This is a genomic window from Candidatus Tachikawaea gelatinosa, assembly GCF_000828815.1.
GTDB lineage: Bacteria > Pseudomonadota > Gammaproteobacteria > Enterobacterales > Enterobacteriaceae > Tachikawaea > Tachikawaea gelatinosa.
Genome location: NZ_AP014521.1, coordinates 212,615 through 232,526, shown reverse-complemented (window position 1 = coordinate 232,526; position 19,912 = coordinate 212,615). Strand labels below are relative to the sequence as shown.

Annotated in this window: 14 protein-coding genes and 2 pseudogenes; 12 read left to right on the top strand and 4 right to left on the bottom strand. The window is 24.9% G+C overall.

Going from position 1 to position 19,912, the window contains the following annotated elements:
• The first annotated feature begins 24 nt into the window (after nt 1–24).
• From TGUWTKB_RS03380 to secA, 12 genes and pseudogenes are all read left to right on the top strand, one after another.
• The gene (locus tag TGUWTKB_RS03380; RefSeq protein WP_052459530.1) at nt 25–288 is read left to right on the top strand and encodes a Mur ligase domain-containing protein; all 264 of its coding nucleotides are present in this window, start codon (nt 25–27) and stop codon (nt 286–288) included.
• Entirely contained in the window at nt 276–1,517 is a 1,242-nt protein-coding gene (locus TGUWTKB_RS01100) for a UDP-N-acetylmuramoyl-L-alanyl-D-glutamate--2,6-diaminopimelate ligase (RefSeq protein WP_082018162.1), read from the top strand. Before TGUWTKB_RS03380 ends, TGUWTKB_RS01100 begins: the two co-directional genes overlap by 13 nt.
• Nucleotides 1,514–2,911: a UDP-N-acetylmuramoyl-tripeptide--D-alanyl-D-alanine ligase gene (murF, locus tag TGUWTKB_RS01095; RefSeq protein ID WP_052459528.1), complete on the top strand. Its 1,398-nt coding sequence runs from the start codon at nt 1,514–1,516 to the stop codon at nt 2,909–2,911. The genes TGUWTKB_RS01100 and murF overlap by 4 nt, the downstream gene beginning before the upstream one ends.
• Nucleotides 2,868–3,944 (top strand): phospho-N-acetylmuramoyl-pentapeptide-transferase, encoded by a 1,077-nt coding sequence (gene mraY / locus TGUWTKB_RS01090; RefSeq protein WP_041062693.1) that lies wholly within the window; start codon nt 2,868–2,870, stop codon nt 3,942–3,944. Before murF ends, mraY begins: the two co-directional genes overlap by 44 nt.
• Before the next feature lie 4 nt (nt 3,945–3,948).
• Complete coding sequence (gene murD, locus TGUWTKB_RS01085) at nt 3,949–5,268, top strand: UDP-N-acetylmuramoyl-L-alanine--D-glutamate ligase (protein WP_041062690.1); 1,320 nt, start codon at nt 3,949–3,951, stop codon at nt 5,266–5,268.
• Nucleotide 5,269: 1 nt separating this feature from the next.
• Nucleotides 5,270–6,445 (top strand): putative lipid II flippase FtsW, encoded by a 1,176-nt coding sequence (gene ftsW, locus TGUWTKB_RS01080; protein ID WP_041062688.1) that lies wholly within the window; start codon nt 5,270–5,272, stop codon nt 6,443–6,445.
• Complete coding sequence (gene murG / locus TGUWTKB_RS01075) at nt 6,438–7,499, top strand: undecaprenyldiphospho-muramoylpentapeptide beta-N-acetylglucosaminyltransferase (RefSeq protein WP_041062686.1); 1,062 nt, start codon at nt 6,438–6,440, stop codon at nt 7,497–7,499. The genes ftsW and murG overlap by 8 nt, the downstream gene beginning before the upstream one ends.
• A 57-nt stretch (nt 7,500–7,556) precedes the next feature.
• Nucleotides 7,557–9,020 (top strand): UDP-N-acetylmuramate--L-alanine ligase, encoded by a 1,464-nt coding sequence (gene murC, locus TGUWTKB_RS01070; RefSeq protein ID WP_052459527.1) that lies wholly within the window; start codon nt 7,557–7,559, stop codon nt 9,018–9,020.
• 312 nt (nt 9,021–9,332) lie between these two features.
• Nucleotides 9,333–10,589, top strand: a complete 1,257-nt coding sequence (gene ftsA, locus TGUWTKB_RS01065; protein ID WP_041062684.1) for a cell division protein FtsA — start codon at nt 9,333–9,335, stop codon at nt 10,587–10,589.
• 60 nt (nt 10,590–10,649) lie between these two features.
• Nucleotides 10,650–11,601, top strand: a pseudogene (ftsZ, locus tag TGUWTKB_RS01060) (cell division protein FtsZ); the annotation flags it as partial.
• A 255-nt stretch (nt 11,602–11,856) separates the two neighbouring features.
• A complete protein-coding gene (gene lpxC, locus TGUWTKB_RS01055) occupies nt 11,857–12,774 on the top strand; it encodes a UDP-3-O-acyl-N-acetylglucosamine deacetylase (protein ID WP_041062680.1) in 918 nt (305 codons plus the stop codon).
• 136 nt (nt 12,775–12,910) lie between these two features.
• Nucleotides 12,911–15,403: pseudogene (secA, locus tag TGUWTKB_RS01050) on the top strand (preprotein translocase subunit SecA); the annotation flags it as partial.
• A gap of 210 nt (nt 15,404–15,613) precedes the next feature.
• Here the strand turns inward: secA and coaE are convergent.
• The 4 genes from coaE to folC all read right to left on the bottom strand — a co-directional run bounded on the left by coaE (nt 15,614) and on the right by folC (nt 19,898).
• Nucleotides 15,614–16,225 carry a dephospho-CoA kinase gene (coaE, locus tag TGUWTKB_RS01045; protein WP_041062678.1) on the bottom strand — a complete coding sequence of 204 codons (612 nt, stop codon included), beginning with the start codon at nt 16,223–16,225 and terminating at the stop codon, nt 15,614–15,616.
• A 167-nt stretch (nt 16,226–16,392) separates the two neighbouring features.
• Nucleotides 16,393–17,919, bottom strand: a complete 1,527-nt coding sequence (purF, locus tag TGUWTKB_RS01040; RefSeq protein ID WP_041062677.1) for an amidophosphoribosyltransferase — start codon at nt 17,917–17,919, stop codon at nt 16,393–16,395.
• A 38-nt stretch (nt 17,920–17,957) separates the two neighbouring features.
• Nucleotides 17,958–18,419, bottom strand: coding sequence for a CvpA family protein (locus TGUWTKB_RS01035; protein WP_041062675.1), 462 nt, complete (start codon nt 18,417–18,419; stop codon nt 17,958–17,960).
• Between the two features lie 213 nt (nt 18,420–18,632).
• Nucleotides 18,633–19,898: a bifunctional tetrahydrofolate synthase/dihydrofolate synthase gene (gene folC / locus TGUWTKB_RS01030; protein ID WP_041062672.1), complete on the bottom strand. Its 1,266-nt coding sequence runs from the start codon at nt 19,896–19,898 to the stop codon at nt 18,633–18,635.
• Between the last annotated feature and the right edge of the window lie 14 nt (nt 19,899–19,912).

The following is a 19,912-nucleotide window of genomic DNA, read 5'->3' as shown; positions in this document are numbered from 1 at the left end:
AAAAATAACTTTTATAAAAAACATATGAAAAACTATAATCTTCAACAATTTCTTCTCCCTTTAAAAATATCTGCACCAGATATTAGCTTTAATCGTTTAGAAACAGATAGTAGAAATGTTCGACCAGGTAATTTATTTTTAGCAATTCTAGGAGAAATAAATGATGGACGTAATTATATTTCAGAAGCTATAAAAAATGGTGCGGTTGCAGTAATCGCAGAAAAAAAAAACTTAATAACTGCAATTATTTACAAAATAAAAATTGCTTTGTCCCAATTATCTATGTAACTAATTTAAAAAAAAAATTATCTGTTTTATCTAAAATGTATTATAACTATCCGGATAGAAACTTAAGAGTTATTGGTATTACAGGAACTAATGGAAAGACCACTATTACGTATTTAATAGCTCAATGGATGTATTTAATAAATGAAAAAACTGCAATAATTAGTACTATAGGAAACGGGATATATAATCATAAAATATTAACTTCAAAAAATACTACAGATTCTGCAATAGATATACAAAAATTTTTACATTACTTCTTAAAGAAAAAAGTAAAAAATGTAGTAATGGAAGTTTCTTCACATGGTTTAATACAACATAGAGTATTATCTTTAAATTTTTTAGCTGCTGTTTTTAGTAATTTAACTCACGAACATCTTGACTATCATAAAAATATAAAAAATTATGAAGCAGCTAAATGGTTATTGTTTTCTCGACATACCGTTCAACATAAAATAATTAACGCAGATGATGAAATAGGAAGAAAATGGCTTAAAAAAATACCTGAAGCAGTCAGTGTATATATAAATAAACAATTGAATCCTATTCTTAATAAAAGATTTCTGACAGTTCTTTCAATAAAAATTAAAAAAAATAGTACTGATATTAATTTTAATTCTAGTTGGGGTCCAGGCACTATAAAAAGTAAATTGTTTGGAACATTTAATATAACTAACATAGTTCTTGCTCTTACTACTTTATTAGTTATAGGTTTTCCATTAAAAAAATTGCTTATTTATACTAAGCAACTAAAATTACCTTTAGGAAGAATGCAAAAGTTTCAATTATTAAATAAGCCTACCGTTATAGTAGATTATGCACATAATCCTAAAGCGTTAGAAAAAGTATTAAAAAATTTAAAAGATATTTGTAAAGGAAAAATTTGGTGTGTTTTTGGATGTGGTGGAGAACGTGATAAAGAAAAAAGAGCTATCATGGGTATAATAGCAGAAAAATTTTCTGACAAAATAATAATAACTGATGATAACCCGAGAAGAGAAAAATCAATTGATATTGTAAATGATATTATCAGCGAAATAAAAATTTTTAAAAAAATATCAATTATTTTTGATAGGAAAAATGCAATTAAATATGCTATTTTTTCTGCAAAAAAAGAAGATATTATTCTTATAGCTGGAAAAGGACATGAAAATTATCAAATAATTAATAACAAATATGTTGATTATTCAGATTTAATAATTGTTCAAAACATTTTAGGAATAAAACAATGACTTCTTTTTCTTTAAAAGCTTTATCTACTGTGACTTATGGTAAATTAATTGGAAAAAATTTAGTACTAGATAATATTATAACAGATACTAGAAAAATAGTAAGAAACAGTTTATTTATTGCATTAGTTGGAAAAAATTTTGACGCTCATACGTTCATTAATAATATGTTTTTGAAACAAGTAAATGCAATACTAGTTCATAAAGAAATAAAAAATTGTTCAATACCACAAATTATTGTTTATGATACTTACATAGCACTTGGAAAAATTGCTCACTGGTTTAGAAAGCAATCTCAAGCAAAAGTAATTGCTATTACTGGATCTTCTGGAAAAACTTCTATTAAAGAAATGATTGTTGCCATTTTAAAAAAACGAGATAATATTCTTTATACTGAAAAAAATTTTAATAATTATATCGGTATATCATTAACTTTATTAAAATTAAAAAAAAAACATAAATATATAGTGATTGAAATAGGTGCAAATAAATTAGGCGAAATTTATAAATCCACAAAATTATTTTTCCCTGCAGATGTGATATTAATTAATAATATTGAAGCTGCTCATCTACATGGGTTTAAATCCTTAAAAGGAATTGCAAAAGAAAAAGGAAAACTAATTCTTGGATTAAAAAAAAAAGGAACAGCTATTATTAATTCTAATATTAAATATTTAAAAATCTGGAAAAATCAATTAAAAGAAAAAAATATTATTTTTTTTTCTCTACATCTCAAAAAAAAAATTAGTTTTTGGGCAAGTAATATAAAAATAAATGTTAAAAATAGTAATTTTACTGTACATACACCAAAAGGAAAAATTAACATATTTTTACCAAATTTAGGTATATATAATATTATTAATACAGTTGCTACAACTGCAGTAATTATATCTATAGGATTATCTTTATTAGATGTTCAACAAGGTATAAAAAAAATACGTTATCTACCTGGTCGTCTTTTTCCAATTCAATTATCATATAACCAATTATTAATAGATGATACATATAACGCAAATTATGGTTCTTTTAAAGCAGCAATTGATTTTTTATCTAGATGTTCAGGGTATCAAGTTATCGTAATTGGAGATATTTTTGAATTAGGAAAATTTACTAAAAATATTTATTCTAAAATATCTGATCTTTTAAGAAAATCAAAGATTCATAAAATAATTAGTACTGGAATATATGGAAAGTATATTACAAATACTAATAATGAGTATTGTACAAGTAAAGAAAAAATTTTTAAAAAATTAATATATATTTTAGAAAAAAATCAAGAAACAACAATTTTAATTAAAGGTTCAAGAAAATCTCACATGGAAGAAATTATAAATAAACTACAGGAATATAAAAATGTTTATATGGTTAGTAAAAAAATATTCAACATTGTTTTCTGATTATTTTATATCTATCAAATTTCGTGCAATTGTGAGTTTTTTAACCACTTTAATTATTTCATTTATATTAACACCTTCTTTTATCAAGTTTTTAAAAAAATTACAAATTAATCAAATTATTCGAAAAAATGGTCCTAAATCTCATTTATTAAAAAACAATACCCCAACAATGGGGGGGATAATTATTTTAGTTACCACTATTTTTTCTGTTTTAATATGGACAGATTTATGTAATAAGTATATTTGGTATGTTCTTTTTTTATTTGTTAGCTATGGAATTATTGGATTTATTGATGATTATAAAAAAATTTTTCATCAACATACAAATGGTTTAACAATTTTTTGGAAATATTTTTGGCAATCACTTATTGCTTTGATTATAGTTATTCTATTATATTTATTCGATAATAAAAATATTACACAAATTATTATTCCAACTTTTTACAAAAATTATACTTTAGATATAGGTATATTTTTTATATTAATATCTTATTTTGTAATTACTGGAACTAGTAATTCTGTAAATTTAACTGACGGTCTAGATGGACTAGTTATTTTACCAATTATTTTTGTTTGTATAACATTAACTATAGTCTCTTTTATTTCTGGAGATATTGTTCTTTCTAAACATTTTAATTTTTATTATTTATATTATTCTAATGAATTTATAATTTTTTGTGCATCTATTATTGGAGCAGGAATGAGTTTCTTATGGTTTAATAAATATCCAGCAAAGTTATTTATGGGAGACGTAGGATCATTAGCTTTAGGAGGAACTATAGGTATATTATCTATTTTATTGCACCAGGAACTTTTATTATTAATTATAGGAGGAATTTTTGTAATAGAATCTTTATCAGTTATGTTACAAATAATATCTTTTAAATTGAGGAAAAAAAGAATATTTAAAATGGCACCTATTCATCACCATTATGAATTAAAAGGTTATTCAGAACCATTTATTATCATTCGTTTTTGGATTTTTTCTTTTATTTGTTTTATTGTTGGTTTATTAAGCTTAAAAATATATTAATTATATGTTTAGTTATTCAAAAAAAAAAATTGTAATTATTGGTATAGGTATAACAGGATTATCATGTCTTGATTTTTTTTTACGAAAAAATATTGTTCCTTATATGATAGATACTAGACAAACATTGCCTATTGATATTTATAAAAAAATACCAAAATTCATAAAAATGCATTTAGGTAGTTTCAAAAAAGAGTGGATATTAACAGCAGATCTAATCATTGTTAGTCCTGGTGTTAACATAAAAAATTCAATGTTTTTAGAAGCAATGAAGAACGGAGTAGAGATTATCAGCGATATTGAACTTTTTTGCAGAGAAACTAATCTACCTATTATAGCGATTACTGGTTCTAATGGAAAAAGTACTGTAACTACTTTAATTGGAAAAATGATTAAAGATTCTGGTTATATCGTAGGTATTGGAGGAAATATTGGATTTCCTGTTCTCAATTTATTAGCAATAAAAAAAATACAAATTTATGTTTTAGAATTATCTAGTTTTCAACTAGAAAACACTTATAATTTAAAAACTCAATCTTCATCAATTCTTAATATTACATCTGATCATTTAGATAGATATCCATTAGGTATCAAAGATTACCGTGCTGCTAAATTGCAAATTTATAATGATGCTCAAAACATAGTAGTAAATGCTGATGATATCATGACTTTTCCTATTAATAATTTACATACAGATTTTGTTAAATTTGGAGAAAAAAATCAACAATATTGTTTAAATGAAACAAAAGAATGGATACGTATTGATAATAATAATATATTAAATGTTAATGATCTAAAAATAATTGGATATCATAACTATATTAATGCTTTAGCTGCATTAGCATTATCAGAAACAATTAACTTACCTAGGCATTATTGTATCAATACACTAAAGAATTTTTATGGATTACCGCATCGTTTTCAATTAATACTTGAAAAAAACAATATTAAATGGATTAATGATTCTAAGTCTACTAATATTGGAAGTGTTCAGGCAGCATTAAAAAGTATTAATTGTGAAAACGTTTTATGGCTTTTATTAGGAGGAGACGGAAAATCTGCCAATTTTTCTATATTAAAAAAAGATCTTTTAGCAAAAAAAATTCGCATTTATTCTTTTGGTCGTGACAGAAAAATATTTGAATCAATTTTTTCTGATATTACTATATGCAAAGAAACTTTAAAAGAAGCAGTAATTGAAATTGCTAAACAAGTAAAAAAAGGAGATGTAGTCTTGTTATCACCAGGTTGCGCAAGTACTGATCAATTTGATAATTTTGCGCATCGAGGTAATATTTTTACACAACTAGCAAAAGAATTCAGTTAAAATGACTATTTCTAAAAAGAAAATATTTAAAAAAAAATTAAATTATATTGCACCATATGATAAAACTCTTGTTTGGTTAATGATACTTACGTTAAGTATTGGTTTTATTATGATAACTTCTTCATCGCTTTATGTTGGAGAACATTTTTTATACGATCCATTTTATTTTGCAAAACGTAATGCATGTTATTTATTTTTAGTTTTTTTTCTTTCATTTTTTATATTACGAATACCTATGATTTTTTGGCAAAAGCAAAGTAAAAAACTATTAATTATTTCAGTGTTTTTTTTAGTTTTTTTGTTAAACAAAAAAAATTCAATACATGGAATACATAGATGGATTTCTATAGGAAGTTTACATTTTCAACCTGCGGAACTTTTAAAGTTATCTTTTTTTTGTTATCTTGCTAGTTATTTATCACGAAAAATAAAAAAAATAAATAACAGTTTTTGGGATTTTTTAAAACCTTTTATTGTAGTTAGTATATTATCAGTGTTATTGTTATTAGAACCTGATCTAGGTACTGTCATTGTTATTCTTACTACAACTTTTTTAATGTTATACTTAGCAGGATCACAAATTAAACAACTGTTCATTGTTTTTTGTATTAGTATAATATTTATTATAATATTAATTGTAACTAAGCCTTATAGATTACATAGAATATTATCTTTTTTCAATCCTTGGAAAGATCCTTTGCATTATGGATATCAATTAACGCAATCACTCATGGCATTAGGAAGAGGTCATTACTGGGGAACAGGGTTAGGTAATTCTATACAAAAAATTTTTTATCTTCCAGAACCACATACAGATTTTATTTTTTCTATTATTGGAGAAGAATTAGGTTTTTTTGGTGTATTAATAATATTATATTTATTGTTTAGTATAATTTTTAAAGCTTTTTCTATAGGATTTGATGCTTTAGAAAAAAAAGTATATTTTTCAGGATTTTTAGCTTATTCCATAGGCTTATGGTTAAGTATGCAAGTATTAATAAATGCAGGAACAAGCTTAGGTATTCTACCAACAAAAGGATTAACTTTACCTTTTATTAGCTATGGAGGATCTAGTTTAATAATCAACGCTATATCTATTTTTCTTTTGTTACGTATTGATTATGAAAACTTTTTATTACGATCACAAGCTTTTATATACGAGATAATTGATGAATAAAAAAAGATTAATGATAGTAGCTGGGGGAACAGGAGGACATATTTTTCCTGGTTTAGCTGTTGCTCATTTTTTAATAAAACAAGGATGGGAAATTCGTTGGTTAGGTACTAGTAATCGTATTGAATCAAAGATTGTACCAAAAAATGGTATTAATATTAACTATTTTGATCTTTGTAACTATAATAAAAAAAATATTAAAAGTTTTATTTCTAGTATAATTGGTTTTTTTAGAGCTTGGAAAAAATCACGTGAAATAATGAAAAAATGGAAACCAAATATTGTTTTAGGAATGGGAAGTTATATTTCTATTCCTGGAATTTTAGCTGCATGGAGCTATAATATTCCAACAATAGTTCATGAACAAAATAGTATTGCTGGATTATCTAACAAATTTTTAAAAAATTTTTCAAGTAAAGTAATTCAAGCATTTCCTACTGCATTTTCTGAAACTGAAGTAGTTGGTAATCCAATACGTGATTCTTTATTGAGTTTACCACATCCAAAAAAACGTTTTGAAAAAAGAGTTGGTCGTATTCGAGTTTTAATTATTGGTGGCAGTCAAGGTGCAGAAATTTTAAATAACATTATACCCAAATTAGCATTAAAAATGAAAAATTATATTAAAGTGTGGCACCAAGTTGGTACGAAAAATTTTATAAAAATAAAAAATGATTACCGTATTAATTGTTTTTCGTTACATTATAAAATTACTAAATTTATACATAATATGGAAGATGCTTATGCTTGGGCTGATTTAATAATTGCTAGAGCAGGAGCTCTTACAGTTAGTGAAATAGCTACTGTAGGTTTAGCAGCTATATTTATTCCTTTTAAGCATAAAAATCGTCATCAATATTTTAATGCAAAAATTCTTGAACGAGTAGGTGCAGCAAAAATTTTAGACTCTTCCCATCTAACTGTTGAATTGATAGAAAAAATATTAAAAAATGTTAATCGAAAAAACTTATTAGAAATGGCACAAAAATCTTTGGTCTTTTCAATGAAAAATTCCACAGCAAAATTTACTAAAGCAATAATTAATACATTAAAATAATTAAAAAGAAAACATGTATTAATAAGTTTTATTCTATAAAATTTTTTATGATTAAAAATGAAAAAATATATAACTGATAACATAAATATAAAAAAAAATTCTTTTATACCTATCATGTATAATATTAAAAAGATTCATTTTGTTGGAATTGGTGGTGTAGGTATGTGTGGAATTGCTGCTATATTAGCGAATTCTGGATATTACATTACAGGTTCTGATTTAGAAAAATCTAATTTTTTTATTACAAATCTTTTCGATATTGGAATAAAAGTTTTTTTTAGACACCATGAAGATAATATTAAAGATACAGATTTAATAGTCATATCTAGTGCAATTTCTAAAAATAATCCAGAGATTATTGCCGCATATAAAAAAAAAATTCCTGTTATTCATAGATCTAAAATGTTAGCAGAAATTATGAGGTTTTTTTATGGAATTGCTATTTCTGGTACTCACGGAAAAACAACTACTACATCTATGATTACTTCTATATATCAAGAAAATGGATTAGATCCAACATTTATTAATGGAGGATTATTAAGAACTACAAAAAAAAATTTTTATCTTGGAAGTAGCCAATATTTTATAACTGAAGCAGATGAAAGCGATGCTTCTTTTCTTGAGCTTAAACCAATTATATCTGTTATTACAAATATTAATAACGATCATATGTCTACTTATAAAGAAAACTTTAAAAATCTAGAAAATTATTTTTTAAAATTTTTACACAATTTACCTTTTTATGGATATGCAATACTTTGTTTAGATGACATACATATTTGTAATATTTTAAAAAAAGTTAAACGTAATATTATTACCTATGGTTTTAATAAAAACTCAGATATATGTATAACAAATTATCAACAATATAAAAACACAGGATCTTTTAACTTAATTCGCAAAAACAAGCCAATATTAACAATAAATTTAAATATACCTGGATATCATAATGCATTAAATGCAACTGCTGCATTTGCCACTTCTCAAGTAGAAGGAATTAATGAGAAAATAGCTATAAATGCTTTAAGAAAATTTGAAGGAACAAAGAGACGTTTTGAACTATTGGGTAAATTTTATATTCAACCTTTAAACGGAAAAAAAGGAACTATATTGCTAGTAGATGATTATGGACATCATCCTACTGAAATTAAATATACTATTGATACTATTAGAAAAGGATGGCCACAAAAAAAAATAATTATGATTTTTCAACCACATCGCTATACAAGAACTCGTGATTTATTTAGCGAATTTGTAGAAACACTTTCAACAGTAGATACATTGTTAATGTTGAACATATATTCTGCTGGTGAAAAACCTATAAAAGATATTAATAGTTTAGCACTTATTAACGATATTTATAAAAAAAAAAAACGCTCATTTTTAATAAAAAACAATGAATTTTTACTCAAAAAACTTACTTCTATTGTAACAGGAAATAGCGTAATACTAATACAAGGTGCAGGAAATATCAGTAACATTGTAAAAAAAATAGTTTATAGATACTTTAAAAAAGTATAAAAATTTATTAAAGAAAATAAAATATTTATAAGATAAATTTTTATTAAAATATGAAAAAAATAAAAAAATGATATGTATTTTTTTAGTATATAATTCATTAAATTTTTAATACTTATATTTTTACGTATTAATCAAATCTTTTTTTTATATTTATTTTTAATAAATATTTTGATTTATAAAAATTTTTAGTAAAAATATATATATTAATCTTTGATATATGAACCTTTATTCTATAAATGAGATTTTGTCATCAATGTCTAAGCCGATTTTAAATAGTAAATTTATAAAAGCTAGAAAAAGGCTGAAAAAATAATGATCAAAGTAATTAATAAAAAGTTAATTGTTGGATTAGAAATCGGAACAACAAAAATTTCAGTATTAATAGGAGAAATTCTTCCAGATAGTACAATGAATATTATTGGTATTGGAAACTGTTTATCTCAAGGTATAGATAAGGGTGATGTTAATAACCTAGAATTAGTAGTAAAATCTATTAAAAAGTCTATTAATCAAGCAGAAAAAATTGCAAATTGTCAAATTTCATCAGTATACTTAGCATTTTCTCATAAAAAAATTAATATTCAAAATGAAATAGGAATAGTTCCACTGTATGAAAAAGAAGTTACTCAGAATGATATTAACAATGTTGTGCATACTGCTAAATCTGTACGAATAAAAGATAAGCATCGTATTCTACATGTCATTCCTCAAGAATATAAAATTGATTCTCAATCAGGTATTAAAAATCCTTTAGGATTATCTGGTATACGTATGCAAGCAAAAGTACATTTAATTACTTGCCATAATGATATTATAAAAAATATGGTAAAAGCAGTGGAACGTTGTAATGTAAATGTTGATGCTGTAATTTTTTCAGGCTTATCTTCAAGTCTTTCAGTATTAACTGAAGATGAAAAAGAGCTAGGTGTATGTCTTGTTGATATTGGTGGAGGTACTATTGATCTTTCTGTATACGTTAACGGAATATTATATCATAATAAAGTAATACCATACGCTGGAAAAACTGTTACAAGCGATATTTCTTATGCCTTTGGTATTTCATATAATGATGCAGAAAAAATAAAAATACGTTATGGATCAGCATTAAAATCTATAATAGAAAAAGATGAAGATATAGAAATAACTGATATAGGTCATAATTTTTCTAAAAAATTACATATTCAAACTTTAGCTGAAATTATTGAGCCTCGTTATATTGAATTATTAAACTTAGTAAAAATTGAAATTATGCAATTACAAACTTGGTTACATCAAAACGACATTATATGTAATTTTTCTGCGGGAATAGTTTTAACGGGTGGAGGTTCAAACATCAAAGGTTTAACTGATTGTGCTCAACACGTTTTTAATCTTCCTACAAGAATTGGGAAACCTATAAATATAACTGGTTTAACTGATGAAATAAAAAACACTAATTTTTCTACAGCAGTAGGTTTATTATTATATGGAAAAGAATCTTTTTTAAAAAAAAAATCAATAAAAAAAAATCATAATGCATTTTACAATTTTTTTAAAAAAATTAGTAATTGGATAAAGAAAGAATTTTAATACTTTGTTCTAAGTACTGTTAAAATAATTTGGAACTTATAGTTCCTAATAGGAAAACTTATGCTTGAATCCATTGAAGTAAATAATGAAGCTGTTATTAAAGTTATTGGGATTGGAGGAGGAGGAAGTAACGCTGTTGAACATATGATTCAAGAACATATAGAAGGTGTAGAATTTTTTGCTGTTAATACTGATGCTCAAGCTTTAAGAAAAACTATTGTTCCCCAAAAAATTCAAATTGGAAGTAATGTTACTAAAGGATTAGGTGCTGGAGCTAATCCAGATATTGGACGTACTGCAGCAGAAGAAGATCGAGAATCTATTCGTTCTATTTTGGATGGAGCAGATATGATATTTATTGCATCTGGTATGGGTGGTGGTACAGGTACAGGAGCTGCTCCAGTTATTGCAACTATTGCTAAGGATTTAGGTATTTTAACAGTAGCTGTAGTAACAAAACCTTTTAACTTTGAAGGGAAAAAAAGAATGAACGTTGCAGAAAAAGGCATTATAGAATTATCAAAACATGTTGATTCTTTAATTACTATTCCTAATGATAAGTTATTAAAAGTTTTAGGAAAAGGTATATCCTTACTTGATGCTTTTGGTTCAGCTAATGATGTACTTAAAGGAGCGGTACAAGGAATAGCTGAACTTATTACTAGACCAGGATTAATGAACGTAGATTTTGCTGATGTTCGTACTGTTATGTCTGAAATGGGTTATGCTATGATGGGCTCAGGGATCTCAAGCAGCGAAAATCGTGCAGAAGAAGCATCTGAAATGGCTATTTCTAGTCCTTTATTAGAAGACATTAATCTTTCTGGTGCTCGTGGTGTTCTTGTAAATATTTCTGCTGGTTTTGATTTAAGATTAGATGAATTTGAAACTGTTGGTAACACTATTCGTGCTTTTGCTTCTGATAATGCTACTGTCGTTATTGGAACATCTTTGGATCCAGAAATCAAAGACGAATTACGTGTTACTGTTGTTGCAACTGGTATAGGTATAGAAAATAATTCTGATATGGTTATAATGAATGATCAAATAGAAAATCATAAAAATTTCTTTTCATCATTCAATTCGTCGAAAAAAAATATAGTTAATGACCAAAAGAACATCAATAAAAAAACGATTAAAAATAATCCTACAACAAGGAATAATAATTTTAAAAAAACTACTGATTATTTAGATATTCCTACTTTTTTACGAAAAAAAAATTAATGGATTTTTAATATATAGTTTTTTTGTATATATAAAATAAAAAATGTTTAAACAAAGAACGTTAAAAAGAATTATTAAAATTTATGGTATTGGTTTACATACTGGTAAAAAAACAAAAATGTTTTTAAAACCTGCGATTGAAAATACTGGCATAATATATCGTCGTATTGATATGGTTCCATTTATTAATCTTGAAGAAACTTCTATTACAAATAGTACTGAATTAAATACTTGCCTGACGAATAAAAAAGGTATATATATTTTTACGATAGAACATTTAAATGCTGCTTTTTCTTGTTTAGGTATTGACAATGTTATTGTAGAAATTGATGGATTAGAAATACCTATCATGGATGGCAGTGCTATGCCATTTATTAAACTATTAATTAAAGCTGGGATACAAGAATTAAATACTGCAAAAAAGTTTATTCTTGTTAAAAAAAAAATACGAGTTGAAGAAAAAGATAAATGGGCAGAAATAAAACCATATAAGGGATTTTTTGTTGACTTTACTGTTGATTTTAATATAAAAGATACAAATTTTTTATTAAAACAACGTTATCAAATGATTTTTTCTACAAAACTATTCATTAAAAAAATTGCTTGTGCTCGTACTTTTGGATTTATGTATAACGTTGATCTTTTTAAAAAAAAAGGTTTATGTTTAGGTGGTAATCTCAATTGTTCCATTGTAATAGATAAATTTGGAAAAGTAGTAAACAAAAGAGGATTAAGATTTAAAAACGAATATGTTTGTCATAAAATATTAGATACAGTAGGAGATCTATTTACTTGTGGTTATAATATAGTTGGTGCTTTTTCAGGTTTTAAATCTGGACATAAACTCAATAATAAATTAATAAAATGTTTTTTAACTGATCAAAATTCATGGGAATTCATAACTTTAAAAAAAAATGATGATGTTTCTTTAAAATTTAAAATTCCAATTTATAAAAAATAACTCATTATTAAACATATAATAAATAGTTAAGAATGACTATTCATATATTTTTTTATTTTAAAATAAATAGTTTTTAAAATATTAAATATTTTATACATTGATTTTTATTAAAAACTTGCATTGAGAATGCATTATTATGCTCATAAAAATTTTAAAAAAAACGTTTGGAAGTAAAAACGATCGTATTTTACGTCCTATATATAAATTAGTACATCTTATTAATAGCATGGAATCTGATTTTTCAAAACTTTCTGATAAAAATTTAGCAAATAAAACTCAAGAATTTAGAAATCGTTTAAAAAAAAACGAAAATCTAGAAAACATTATAGTTGAAGCCTTCGCAACTGTACGCGAATCAAGTAAACGAATATTCAATATGCGTCATTTTGACGTTCAATTAGTAGGAGGTATTATCTTAAATAGACGATGTATTGCAGAAATGCGTACTGGAGAAGGAAAAACTTTAACTGCTACTTTGCCAGCTTATTTAAATGCGTTGACCGGGGAAGGTGTTCATATTGTTACAGTAAATGATTATTTAGCAAAACGTGATGCTGAAAATAATCGTCCACTTTTTGAGTTTTTAGGTTTAACTGTTGGTATTAATTTATCAGGAATGAGTATTTCAGAAAAAAAAAATGCATATTCAGCTGATATTACTTATGGAACAAATAATGAATATGGTTTTGATTATTTACGCGATAACATGGTATTTGATATAAATGAAAAAGTACAAAGAACATTAAACTATGCTTTAATTGATGAAGTAGATTCTATTTTAATTGATGAAGCACGTACCCCATTAATTATATCAGGACCGTCTGAAGAAAGTTCTGACCTTTACTTAAAAATAAATGATATTGTTCCATATCTTATTTTTCAGGACAAAGAAGATACAGAAGATTTTATAGGAAATGGGCATTATTTTATAGATGAAAAAACAAAACAAGTACATTTAACAGAACGAGGATTAAAAATTATTGAAGAAATATTAGTAGATAAAGGATTTATAAAGAAAGAAGAATCTTTATACTCTAGTAACAACATTATATTAATGCACTATGTGATTGCTGCTTTGCGTGCTCATAAACTTTTTATTCGTGATGTCGACTATATTGTAAAAAATAAAGAAGTAATTATTATTGATGAACATACTGGAAGAACAATGACAGGACGACGTTGGTCAGATGGTTTACATCAAGCTATAGAAGCGAAAGAAAGAGTCAATATTCAAAGCGAAAACCAAACTCTTGCTTCTATTACTTTTCAAAATTATTTTCGTTTATATAAAAAACTAGCTGGTATGACAGGTACTGCATATACAGAAGCGTTAGAATTTAAATCAATTTATCAACTAGAAACTATTATCATTCCTACAAATCAACCAATGATTAGAAAAGATTTTCCTGATCTAATTTATGTTACAGAGAAAGAAAAAATAAAATCAATTATAAATGATATTAAAAACTGTGTTTTAAAAAAACAACCTGTTTTAGTAGGTACTGTTTCTATAGAAAAATCTGAAAAAATTTCTCAAATTTTAAAAAAAGAAAAAATTAAACATAATGTTTTGAATGCTAAATTTCATGCTTATGAAGCAGATATTATAGCACAAGCAGGAAAACCTGGTGCGGTTACTATTGCTACTAATATGGCTGGTCGAGGAACAGATATTATTTTGGGAGGTAATTGGAAAACTGAAATTTCCGCTCTTAAATTTCCTACTGATTTACAAATTTCGATAATTAAAAAAAGATGGAAAAAAAACCATGATATTGTTTTATTATCCGGTGGATTACATATTATAGGCACAGAAAGACATGAGTCTAGAAGAATTGACAATCAATTAAGAGGTCGTTCTGGTAGACAAGGCGATATTGGTTCTTCTCGTTTTTATTTGTCAATGGAAGATACTTTAATGCGTATTTTCACTTCTAATCGTGTATCTACTATGATGAGAAGATTAGGTATGAAATTAGGAGAATCTATCGAACATCCATGGATTAATAAAGCAATTGAAAATGCACAAAAAAAGGTAGAAAATTATAATTCAGATATTAGAAAACAATTACTTGATTATGATGATGTAGCTAATGATCAACGTTGTACTATATATAATCAAAGAAATTATTTACTACATTCTTCAGATATTAGTCAAACAATAAAGACTTTTAGAAAAGATGTTTTATTAAAAGTAATTGAAAATTATGTGCCAAATAATTCTTTAAAAGAATTATGGAACATTTCTGATTTAAAAAAACAATTATTACAAGATTTTTCGATTAATATATCTTTTAACGATGAATATTATAAAGATGAAAAAATTACTGAAACGTCTTTAAAAGCGAAAATATTAAATATTGCTAACGATAATTATCATAATAAAGAAAAAAAAGTCAGCACAGAATTAATGAGACATTTCGAAAAAAATGTTATGTTGAAAACACTTGATTTATTATGGAAAGATCATTTATCTGCTATGGATTATTTAAGAAAAGGTATACATTTAAGAGGATATGCACAAAAAGACCCAAAACAAGAATATAAACGTGAATCTTTTATGATGTTTACATCTATGTTAGATCTATTAAAATATGATGTTATTAGTTTTTTAAGCACAGTAAAAATGGAAGATATTTTTTCAGCAATTATTGAAGATGATGATTCATTTAAACAAGAAAAAATATATATGGATAATAATAAAAACTTAAAACAAATTTTTGAAAAAAATTAATTTTAAAAAAATAACAAGAATTGATATATTTTAAATATAAATATTATGAAATATATATATTTATAATAATATTTTTCGTTACTATTTTTAATAAATTAATTTTTTTCATGAAAAAGCATAACGTATATATTTTTTATGTAGTTGTTGAACCCTATATGATAGATAACTATAATCGTAATTATTTATGATAATATCATCAGCAAATTTTCTTCTTTTACTATTATTAATTTGAGCATTAATAATGCGCATTGCTTGTATGTTGGATATATTATCTCTTTTCATTACACGATAAATTTGTTTTTTAATATTAATGTCAACAACTAGTACTCGATTCACTTTTTTTTGAAGATTTTTTTCTATTAATAAAGGTACAATCCATAAAAAATATGGAGAAAAATACTTATGAATCATTTTTTGTGATTCTGCTTCAATAACCGGATGCATAAGGTTATCTAGCCATTTTTTTTCATTATAATTCTTAAAGATTATCTCACGTAATTTTTTTCTTATTAAAGTACCGTCATTGTTAATTATTTCATATCCATATCGTTTAATAATTTTATTCAAAACTATTGTATTAGGTTGAGTTAATTTTTTTGCAATTAAATCTGTATCAATTATTTTAATGTTAAATGTAGAAAAAATATTCGCAATAGTACTTTTTCCGCTACCTATACCTCCAGTGATAGCTATTATATATGGGTTATTTTTTTTCATATAATAAATAATCGTAGTTAATATATATTATGCTATTAGACTCTAATTAAAAATTTTTTTTTTAAATATCTGCATACTTTTACTAAAGTAAAAAAAAAGTATTTATATATTTACTTAAATATAAAAATATTTTTTTATAAAAATTGTTTTTTATACATAAAAAATTACTATTGTTCATTATATAACTCAAGAGTTTCTATTTCATTAATAGCACAAAAAGGTAATTTGTTTTTTTTTTGATTACATCTTAATAAATATAGACGTTCTAAATAACTTTTGTTAATATCTTTAGTAACATAATTTCCATTAAATACTGAACATTCAAATTGAAATATTTCAGGATTATCATGACGTACAGCTTCTATCAGATCATTAAGATCTTGAAATATTAATGCATCTGCTTTGATTATTTTACGAATATCTTCTACTTCTCTATTATGTGCTATTAGTTCTTTAAAGTTTGGAGTATCTATACCATAAACGTTAGGAAAACGTATTTCAGGAGCAGCAGAAGCTAAATAAACATTTTTAGCACCTGCATCACGTGCCATATCGACAATTTGTTCAGATGTAGTTCCTCTTACAATAGAATCATCTACTAGCAATACGTTTTTGTTTTTAAATTCGTTTTTATTAGCATTTAATTTACAACGCACTGAACTTTTACGAATTTTTTGATCAGCCATAATAAATGTTCTTCCAATATATCTATTTTCAACAAAACCATGACGACATGGTTTTTTTAAAATACGTGCTATTTCTAATGCAATATCAGTAGATGTTTCAGGGATAGGAATAACAACATTTATATCAAAATTTTTCCATTTTTTTATAATTTTTTTACCTAATTTTGATCCCATACGTATTCTTGAACTATATACAGAAATTTTATCCAAAGTAGAATCAGGACGAGCAAAATAAACATATTCAAACATACAAGGATTATTTTGCGGATTTTTTGCACATTGATAACTGAACAACTGTTTTTTATTATTTATATAAACAGCTTCTCCTGGTAAAACATCACGCAAACAATCAAAACCTAAAATATCTAATGCTGCACTTTCTGAAGCAACCATATATTCTGTTTTATTTTTTTTAATAACACGTTTCCCTATTATTAAAGGACGAATACCATTAGGATCTCGAAACGCTACTATACCATGCCCCATAATCATAGCTACACAAGCATAAGCTCCACGTATCTTTTTATGTAAAGAAGAAATTGCTGAAAAAATATGATTTGGTTTTAATTGAAAACATCGAAAACTACTAAGATATTGAGCAAAAATGTTAATTAATATTTCAGAATCAGAAGAAGTATTAATATGACGTCTACCGTATTGCATTAATTGTTTTCTTAATTGATGAGCGTTTGTTAAATTTCCATTATGAACTAAAGATATACCATAAGGAGAATTTACATAAAACGGTTGTGCTTCTGAAGCACTAAAATTACCAGCAGTAGGGTAACGAACATGTCCAATACCTATATTTCCTTGCAATTTTTTTATATGTTCAACTTCAAAAACATCTTTTACTAATCCATTTGCTTTTCTTAAGAAAAAACGATTTAATTTGTTAATTGTACATATTCCAGCAGAATCTTGTCCTCGATGTTGTAATACTGTTAAAGCATCATAAAGAGATTGATTGACTGGTGTAGAACCAATTATTCCAACAATACCGCACATTTTTTTTTCCTCATAAACTGTATTCTTAATTAATAGTGTTACCTATTAAAATAGTTATAACAGTATTCAATAATCTTATTAAGATAAGGAACAAATTTTGATTCTTGAAAATTGTGTTTTTGACCAATATTAGCAAACGCATCTAAAAATAAAAACAACGTTGCAACTATTAATATTCCGCGTAAAACTCCAAAATAAGCGCCCAATAACTTATCAATCCATGATAAACCAATTTTTTGTATTAACTTTGACATATAATAATTTATTATATTACCCGCTATTAAACTTGAGATAAAAATTGCAAAAATACTTACACTATTACAAATGAATGTATCTTGAATATTAATAATTTTTGATAAAGGACTATAATATTTAATAGTTAAGATGATGGATCCTATCCAACTGCAAAGGTATAAAACTTCGCTAGTAAAACCACTTGTTACTCCAAAAATTGTTGAAATTACGACAATTGAAATTATAATGTAATCTATCCAGTTCATAACTTTTATCCATTTTCTTGATATAAAAATATTTTTAAAATTTGAAAAAGCTTATAGTTTTTGTTAAAAACTACTAATTTTGTTGTTTTAAAAATTATTTTAATAATGCAAAACAATCATTAATTTGATATATATATATATGAATTAATAATTTATTTTTTAATAAATACTTTTATAGTTATTAAATTTATTTATGAATAAAATTTTACTAGATCATATTTTTATGATTTTTATTATTTCTGCAACTGTGTAAAAAGAACCGAAAACTATAATAATATCTTTTTTATTCGCGTTATTTATTGCACAATAAAAAGCATCTTTAACATTACTAAAACACTTTGGTACATTTTTTGGTTGAACAATTTTTTGTGCTATTTCTGTAGATTTTGTACCTCTTAAACAAGATAAAGAAGAGCAATACCAATAATCTATATATGCATTCATTTCTTTTACTATACCAACAATATCTTTGTCATTTAAAACACCAAAAACAGCATGTATTTTTTTTTTTAATGATATTTTTAATAATTTATGTGCTAAATATTTTGCAGCATGAGGGTTATGAGCAACATCAAGAATAATATCAGGTGAATTTGCAATAATTTGAAAACGACCGGTTAATGATATTTCAGGTAAAGTATTATAAATAATAGATTCTTTGATATCTAGTTTTGATATACGTAGTGCTTCTATAGCAAGAACAGCGTTCTTTAATGGAATTTTTGGTAAAGGAAGATTTTTAATGTTCCCTTGTTGATCAAAAAAACTCCAACGTTTATTTTTTTTTTTAATGAAAAAATGTTTTTTATATTGTAGTAAATGTGCTTCAATTTTTTTTATATATTTAATTATACCACATAAAGCGTTTGTTTCTCCTAATATTATTGGTTTATCTTTTCTACAAATACCAGATTTTTCATAACTAATATGATTTATGCTATTTCCTAATATATTTGTATGTTCTAAACTGATAGAAGTAATAATTGCTACATCTGAATCAATTATATTAGTTGCATCTAAACGACCTCCTAATCCTACTTCAAGTATAATAATATCAACTTTTTCTAATTTAAACAAAAACAAAGCAGAAAGTGTAATAAATTCAAAAAAAGTTAAAAATATGTTTCCTCTATATTTTTCTATCATGCGAAAGCTCAACAAATGTTTTTTTTTTTTAAGTTCTTTTCCTCCTATTCTTATTCTTTCAGTATATCTTAATAAGTGAGGTGATGTGTAAACACCTACTTTAAAACCTGAATTAATTAAGATTAGTTCTAACGCACGACAAGTCGTACCTTTACCGTTTGTTCCACCAACAGTAAAGACAAAAGATTCAGTATTTAATAAGTGCAGTTTTTTTGCTACAATACGAATACGATCTAATCCTAGATGTATTTTATCAGGATAAATGTTCTCTAAATATTTTAGCCATTCTTCAAAAGAAGATTCATTGTTAATTAGAGAAAAATGATTTTTCATTAAATTTGTTAGCA